The organism is Nodosilinea sp. LEGE 07298, from assembly GCF_015207265.1.
GTDB lineage: Bacteria > Cyanobacteriota > Cyanobacteriia > Phormidesmidales > Phormidesmidaceae > Nodosilinea.
Window position 1 is genome coordinate 1 of record NZ_JADEXE010000325.1, and the last position, 7,165, is coordinate 7,165.

General features: G+C 59.8%; 7 protein-coding genes. 6 read left to right on the forward strand and 1 reads right to left on the reverse strand.

Annotated elements, in window-relative coordinates:
* Nucleotides 1–396: rod shape-determining protein MreC (locus IQ273_RS28190; protein WP_194026438.1), on the forward strand; the 396-nt coding region annotated here is incomplete at its 5' end.
* Complete coding sequence (gene mreD, locus IQ273_RS28195) at nt 393–965, forward strand: rod shape-determining protein MreD (RefSeq protein ID WP_278000603.1); 573 nt, start codon at nt 393–395, stop codon at nt 963–965. The genes IQ273_RS28190 and mreD, both read left to right, overlap by 4 nt.
* Nucleotides 966–1,044: 79 nt before the next feature.
* On the opposite strand, the gene IQ273_RS28200 is transcribed toward mreD, so the two are convergent.
* Nucleotides 1,045–1,782: an HAD family hydrolase gene (locus IQ273_RS28200; RefSeq protein WP_194026439.1), complete on the reverse strand. Its 738-nt coding sequence runs from the start codon at nt 1,780–1,782 to the stop codon at nt 1,045–1,047.
* Between the two features lie 365 nt (nt 1,783–2,147).
* Here IQ273_RS28200 and IQ273_RS28205 point away from each other — a divergent pair, with 365 nt between their 5' ends.
* From IQ273_RS28205 to IQ273_RS28220, 4 genes are all read left to right on the forward strand, one after another.
* Complete coding sequence (locus IQ273_RS28205) at nt 2,148–3,488, forward strand: glycosyltransferase family protein (RefSeq protein ID WP_228054036.1); 1,341 nt, start codon at nt 2,148–2,150, stop codon at nt 3,486–3,488.
* Between the two features lie 127 nt (nt 3,489–3,615).
* Complete coding sequence (locus IQ273_RS28210; protein ID WP_194026440.1) at nt 3,616–4,863, forward strand: glycosyltransferase family 4 protein; 1,248 nt, start codon at nt 3,616–3,618, stop codon at nt 4,861–4,863.
* An 11-nt stretch (nt 4,864–4,874) separates the two neighbouring features.
* Nucleotides 4,875–6,074, forward strand: coding sequence for a glycosyltransferase family 4 protein (locus IQ273_RS28215; protein WP_194026441.1), 1,200 nt, complete (start codon nt 4,875–4,877; stop codon nt 6,072–6,074).
* Between the two features lie 21 nt (nt 6,075–6,095).
* The coding region (locus IQ273_RS28220; protein WP_194026444.1) for an ABC transporter ATP-binding protein at nt 6,096–7,165 on the forward strand (1,070 nt) is incomplete at its 3' end.

Below are 7,165 nucleotides of genomic sequence, written 5' to 3' on the forward strand. Positions count from 1 at the left end.
ATTACTTCCCGGTTGCTGCTGATTAGTGACCCTACCAGTCGGGTAGGGGCAAAGGTCAGCCGTAGCCGGGCTATGGGTGTGGTGCGGGGGCAGTCTAACAACCGGGTGGTGATAGAGTTTTTTGAGAAACTGCCCGATGTCAAAACCGGCGATGTGATTGTTACCTCGTCCTACAGCCGTCTGTTTCCCCAAGACATTCCAATCGGGCGGATCGAGTCGATTGACCTGACCAAAAGTCCGGCTCCCGAGGCGGTCATTCAGCTATCGTCGCCACTATCTATTTTGGAATGGGCCATGGTGCACCCCTTTGAGCCTCAGGAAACCGTCGATGCTCCTGTGCTACCGGGTGCTACCTCTGAGAACGGTGCGATGCCAGCAGGCGGGGCCAGGCCATGAGCTTAGTCGCACGGGTATCATCCTTGCCGGTATGGCGACAGCCCTGGGCCATCAACAGCATGGTGACGGCAGCGTCGGTGCTAGTGTGCCTGCTGCTGCTGCCCAGCCGCATACCGGGCATGGAGCTACTAGGGGTCGCGCCCCACTGGCTGCTGATTTGGGTAGTGGCCTGGAGCATTAAGCGAAACCAGTGGCAGGGGGCGGTGGCCGGGCTGGTGCTGGGCCTGCTGCAAGATGCCATGACCTCTCCCCACCCTACCCATACCCTGAGCTTGATTGTGGTGGGCGTGCTGACGGCGCGACTGCAAAAGCAGCGCTACCTGCAGGAAGACATTGTGTCGGTGGCGCTGATTGTCTTTGCGATGGCGGTTATTGCCGAAACTGTACTGGCGCTACAAATTAGTCTTAATCAGTTGGTATCTGCCGACTCGCTCTACCCACCCTTGGGGAATATCTGGCTGTATCACCAGCGCATCGCGCTTAGCTCCGCTATTTTGAGCAGCCTATGGGCACCGGCACTGTACTATCCACTCAACCGCTGGTGGGATCGGTACGCGTCAGATTCTTAGCATTCTTTGCCTTGACTTCGCCCCGATCGCGGCTTCGGCTCCGCTCAGCCAGCGATCGAGGCAGAATCGAAGAAATTGCCTAACCTCGCTGGCGAGCTAAAATAGCCCGCTGCTGAATCTTTTGGCAGGCCGTCCAGAGGTCGGGCAGCAGGTGGGTGGGGCGAAAGCTCTGGAGGTAGCTGCTGCTGCGAATGCCGCAGGCAACGGCAACGGTGTCAATGCCAAGGGTTTGCCCGGCCATAATATCGGCCTCGGTGTCGCCAATCATCCACGAGTGACGCAGGTCGTAGCCCTGGCGCTGCTGGGTGGCGATCGCAGCCCCCAGGCGTTCTACCTTGTGGCTAGCCTGATTTTTGTAGGCAGCATCTACTCGGGGCATGCCGTAGAGATCGCTAATGGCCCAGTGCAGATCGTGCTGGGCTAAAAACTGCATCACCTGATCCGGGGGGCGCAGGGTAACCAGCACCACCCGCGCTCCGCACTGTTGCAGCAGCTCTAGCCCAGCTCGGGCCTGAGGCTGCACCAGGTCGTAGTCGAGCAGGGCGGCATGGTTAACAATGCGGCTAACCTGGGCCAAAAAGGCGTCGATATAGCCTCCCTCTAGCCCAGACCAGTGGGCAATTTGGCGGTCGGGCAGGCGGTTTTGCTTGAAGGTCCAAAACTGGGTTTTTGATAAATAACGAACAGCCACCTGATCACCCTGGAGCTGAGCCTGGGATTGTACCCACGCTAGTCCCTGGCAATAGGTAGCGTAGTAGCGCTCAGAAACATCGGCAATCGGGCCGTCGAAATCGCAAAAAATGGTGATCGCAGACATAGCCACAGAAACTCCCCACCGTTAAAGGCAGCCCAATTGGGTATCACTGAACATTACACAGATAAGCTTTGTTAATGTTTTCTTTACAAACCGTAAGGCTTATTTACTTTAGCAACCTAATTTCAAAATGACTACTGCACAAACTCGGGTTGATGTCGTTCAGCTTGATGAGAAGGTTCTCATGGGACTTTCATAGAGCATTTAGAGCGGTCATCCATGCTTAACGGTAGGGAACCCAGCTTCAAAAAAGCGTAAAAGAGTGATTTAAGGCGTACGAGCGAGATTTTGGAACTTTTGTGCCGCTTTTTCCATCTTTAAGAGAAGTTTATGGCTAAATCCCTGCTTTATATGTTGAGGAGGCTATTTTGTGCCCGCCGCACCGAACTCAGAAGCCGATCGCTCCCCTGGTGCCAGCATTGGCCAGCCCAGCGATCGCAGAGCCTCCTGCCAGACGCGATCGCGCCCTAAGGCCTAAGTCGCGAGGGAAGCGATCGCGGATTGTGCTGTACTCCCATGACACCATGGGTTTGGGCCACAAACGGCGCAATTTGCTGGTTGCCCAAGCCCTGGGCAGCGCGGGCCTGGAGGTTGATATTTTGCTGATTAGCGGCATGGGCGAAGCCAATGCGATGCCGATATCTGCCGGTATTGATACCCTCACCCTGCCCGCCCTCACCAAGCTGGCCGACGGACAGTACCAGTCGCGGCGGCTGAATCTAGAGCTGCAGGAGATTGTCAGGCTGCGATCGCAGCTGATTTTAGCCACCATCAAAAACTTTCGGCCCGATGTACTGATTGTGGACAACGTGCCACGTGGTGCCGTACGAGAGCTGGATGCCACGCTGGAGTATATTCGCCGTCACCTGCCCACCCGCTGTGTTTTGGGCCTGCGAGATGTGCTAGACACCCCCGCCACTGTGCGCCGCGACTGGCACCGGGCTGAGAATATGGCCGCGATTCGTCGCTACTACGACACTGTGTGGATCTACGGCGACCCGGCGATCTATGATCCCCGCTGCGAGTACCGCTTTCCTGCCGATATCGCCGCTAAAATGCGTCCCCTGGGCTACCTCGATCCGCGCACCCGCCACTGTAGTGCGGCTGCTCACACCCAAGTTCAGCAGCTGGGACTGCCCAGCGTTGGCGCAGCCTGTTCAAAGGACAATCGCGAACTGGTGCTGTGCCAGGTGGGCGGTGGCCAAGACGGCTTTACCCTGGCCGAAGCTTTTGCCCAGGCAACGTTTCCGGCAGCGGCAGTGGGCGTTTTGCTGACCGGCCCCTTTATGCCAGCCCAGGCGCAGCAGCGATTACGCTCCCTGGCTATGGCTAACCCCCAGCTGCGCCTGGTCAACTACCTGACCGAGCCGACGCTGTTGCTAGAGCAAGCCAGTCGGGTAGTGGCGATGGGAGGCTACAACACCACCTGCGAAATTTTGGCCTACCAAAAACCAGCCCTGGTCGTGCCCCGCACTAGCCCCCGCCAGGAACAATGGATTCGGGCCGATCGCCTGCGCCACCACGGTCTGATTGCTGTGCTGCATCCCGCCCAGCTCAGCCCCCACGCCCTGACCGACTGGCTCCAGCAGCCCCTGCCAATTCGTCCCGCTGGTAGGGCCAGCGTTAACCTCAGTGGTTTAGATAACCTGGTAGCCGACCTACGACGACTGCTGGTGGTTGACACCCTGCCCAATTCTCAAGCCTCTTAACGTCGCAATCACCAAGCCAGATCAATTCAGCGTCTCTCCCCCTTGCCCTCATTCCCTGATCTGCCCCATTCCGCTCACTCACCCATCCACTCACCCACCCATCCACTCCCCTACTCATCCACTCCCCATGCCCCGCATTGCCTACGTCGTCAAACGCTACCCCCGCTACTCGGAGACCTTCATCGTTAACGAAATACTGGCCCACGAGGCAGCGGGTGCCGAGGTCCACATCTTTGCCCTGCGCCCCCCGACAGATACCCACTTTCAGGACAAGATTTCGCGCGTGCGCGCCCCGGTGACCTATTTAAAAAAGCCTGCCCAGGGACGCAGCAACCCCTCGATCGCGACCCTGACCCCCAACTCGGCTACCTACTTCTGGGCAGAGTTGAAGGAGGCGGCCAAGGTGTTTCCTGACCTGTGGGGCAAGCTGGGCTACGCCGCCGCAGAGCGCTCTAGCGTGGTGTACCAGGCGGCGTGGCTGGCCCAGGATATTCGCCAGCGGGGCATTACTCACCTGCACGCTCATTTTGGCAGTGTGGCCACCAGCGTGGCCCGATTGGCGGCCCACTTAGCCAATGTGCCCTACAGCTTTACCGCCCACGCCAAGGATATTTTTCACGAGTCGGTAGACCCCGAAGATCTGCGCCGCAAGCTGCGGGATGCCGCCTCGGTGGTGACCGTGAGCGACTACAACTTGGCATACCTGCGCCAGCAGTTTGGGGCCGATGCCAGCCGGGTGCGGCGTATTTACAACGGCATGGATTTGTCAGAGCTGCAGTTTCAGTCTCCGGCGGGGCGATCGCCCATTATTCTCTCGGTGTGTCGCCTGGTGGAGAAAAAAGGGCTATCTCACTTAATCGATGCCTGCGCCCGGCTGCGGCAGCAAGGCATTGAGTTTGCCTGCCAGATTGTCGGCACCGGGCCGCTGGAGGGAGAACTGCGATCGCAGATCCAGACCCTCCACCTCGATGACTGGGTCGAAATTGTGGGGCCTCGCCCCCAGCAGGAGGTGTTTACCCTGATGCAGCAGGCGTCTGTCTTTGCGGCCCCCTATATTATTGGGGCTGACGGCAACCGCGACGGGCTGCCCACCGCGCTGCTCGAAGCGATGGCCCTAGGCACCCCCTGTGTGGCCACCGATGTGACCGGCATTCCCGAAATTATTCGCGATGGTAAAACCGGGCTGCTGGTGAACCAGCACGACAGTGAAGGATTGGCAACGGCACTCCAGCGGCTGCTGAGCGAAGAGAGGCTCCGGCAGGATCTGGCGGACAGGGCGCGATCGCTGATCGAATCCGAATTCGACATCGCCCAAAATGCTGCTGCCCTGCGAACTCACGTTTGCCCTGCGCCCCAGCTTCAGCCCCAGCTTTAAGAGATTTGACTATGCGTATTGCCTACGTCTGCGCCGATCCGGGCATCCCGGTGTTTGGCCAAAAGGGCTGCTCCATCCATGTGCAGGAGGTAATTCGCGCCCTGCGCCACCAGGGGGCCACGGTAGAGCTGTTTGCCGTGCGCTGGGGCGACGATCCCCCAGCAGATCTGGCCGATGTGCCATGCCATGCCATGCCGTCGGTGCCCAAGGGCGACCTGGCCCTGCGAGAAACCGCCGCCCTCGCCAACAACGATCACCTGCGCACGGCCCTAGAACGGGCGGAGCCCTTTGATGCTGTCTACGAGCGCTACTCTCTATGGAGCTATGGCGCGATGGACTTTGCTCAGGCCCAAGGCATTGCAGCGCTGCTGGAGGTCAATGCTCCCCTGATTGAAGAACAGGCACAGCATCGCGGCCTGATCCAGCACGAGGCTGCCAGGCGGGTGGCCGAGCGGGTTTTTCGGCGTGCGACCACCATCATCGCTGTTTCTGACGAGGTGAAGCAGTATCTTACGGGCTGGGTGGAAGGCGAGCGGATGCGGGTCGTTCCCAACGGCGTAAACCATCGTCGCTTTGCTGGGTCGCCATCCTCGATGCCGACATCGGTAACTGAATTGCGGTCGTCTACCTTTACCGTAGGGTTTGTGGGGTCGCTTAAACCCTGGCACGGGCTGTCTCACCTGGTCAACGCCTTTGATCAGCTCCATCAGCGAGTGCCTGAGGCTCGGCTGCTGATAGTAGGCGATGGCCCTGAGCGCGATACGTTAGAGGTTCAGCTGGTCGAGCGGCAGCTCCAGTCAGTCACTCGCTGCACGGGCGCTGTGCCCCCCGATCGCATTCCCGATCTGCTGGCTGAGATGGATGTGGCCGTGGCCCCCTACCCAGCCAGCCCTGACTTTTATTTTTCGCCCCTCAAAGTAGTGGAATACATGGCGGCAGGGCTGCCGGTAGTGGTCAGCGATATCGGCCAGCTGCGACACCTGGTGAAGAATAACGTTACCGGCCTGCGTTGCCCTCCTGGCGATGAGAATGCCCTAGCGCTGGCCCTAGAGCGGCTCTGGCGATCGCCTGATTTGCGCTACGCCCTGGGGCGATCGGCCCGGCAGCACATTCTGGCTCACCACACCTGGGACGGAGTAGCTGAGCAGATCTTGGCGATCGTTAATCCCCCACCCGTAGGGTGCATTCACGCAGCAATGCACCGATCCTAAGCTGAATTTGTGATTGACCCTATGGATCGCTCCACCGCTCCTCTTACCCATGCTGTACCCGGCCTGTGGCATTTTGGGCGCTATTTTTGGCCTATTATTCAGACCCAGTGGCCGCTGCTGGCGGTCTCAGGCCTAGCCCTGCTGGCCGACGTTGGTTTGCGAGTGCTAGAGCCCTGGCCTATGAAAGTCATTTTTGACTACGTGCTGGTGCCCGCACGGGCCGATAACCCTACCCGGCTAGCTCCGCTCTCTGCCTGGGATCCGGCCCTACTGTTGACGGCGGCGGTGGTGGCGATGGTGGCCCTAACTGGGCTGCGGGCCGTAGCTACCTACTGGAATACGGTCAGCCTGGCGATCGCCAGTAGTCGAGTCATGACCCAGGTGCGCAACCAGCTCTACTGCCACCTGCAGCGGCTTTCGCTGGGCTACCATGCCCAGGCCCGCAGCGGCGACCTGATTGTGCGGGTCAGCGGCGATGCCAGCCGCCTGCAGGAGGTGCTGATTACCGCCGCGCTGCCCCTGGTGTCGAGCCTGCTCACCCTAGTCGGGATGGTGGGGGTGATGGTCTGGCTCGACTGGCGGCTGGCCCTGCTCTCGACGGTAACGTTTCCGCTGTTTGGGCTAGCGGCTACACGCTTTAGCAAACGCATTCGCAGGGCCTCGCTCCAGCAGCGCAAGCGGGAGGGAGCAGTGGCCGCCACCGCAGCCGAATCGCTGGCGGCGATTAAGCTGGTGCAGGCGCTGTCGCTGGAAAATGCCTTTGCCGACGCCTTTGCCCAGCAAAACCAGCGCAGCCTCAGCGATGTGGTCGAAACCAAGCGCCTCGCCGCCCACCTGGAGCGCAGCGTAGATGTGGTGATTGCCTTGGGCACGGCCCTGGTGCTGTGGTTTGGGGCCAGACTGGTCATTCAAGATGCCCTAACGCCGGGGGATGTGCTGGTATTTTTGAGCTATCTCAAAAACGCCTTTAAGCCCGTGCAAAACTTTGCCAAGTACACCGGCAGGCTAGCCAAAGCCGCCGCCTCGGGGGAGCGCATTTTGAATGTGATGGAAACCCAGCCGGAGGTGCGCGATCGCCCCGAGGCCCGCCC

What these genes read in the sequence shown, in the direction of transcription:
- mreD (WP_278000603.1), top strand. Translation starts at nt 393, where the DNA reads ATGAGCTTAGTCGCACGGGTATCATCCTTGCCGGTATGGCGACAGCCC.
- IQ273_RS28200 (WP_194026439.1), bottom strand. Translation starts at nt 1,782, where the DNA reads ATGTCTGCGATCACCATTTTTTGCGATTTCGACGGCCCGATTGCCGAT.
- IQ273_RS28210 (WP_194026440.1), top strand. Translation starts at nt 3,616, where the DNA reads ATGCCCCGCATTGCCTACGTCGTCAAACGCTACCCCCGCTACTCGGAG.
- IQ273_RS28215 (WP_194026441.1), top strand. Translation starts at nt 4,875, where the DNA reads ATGCGTATTGCCTACGTCTGCGCCGATCCGGGCATCCCGGTGTTTGGC.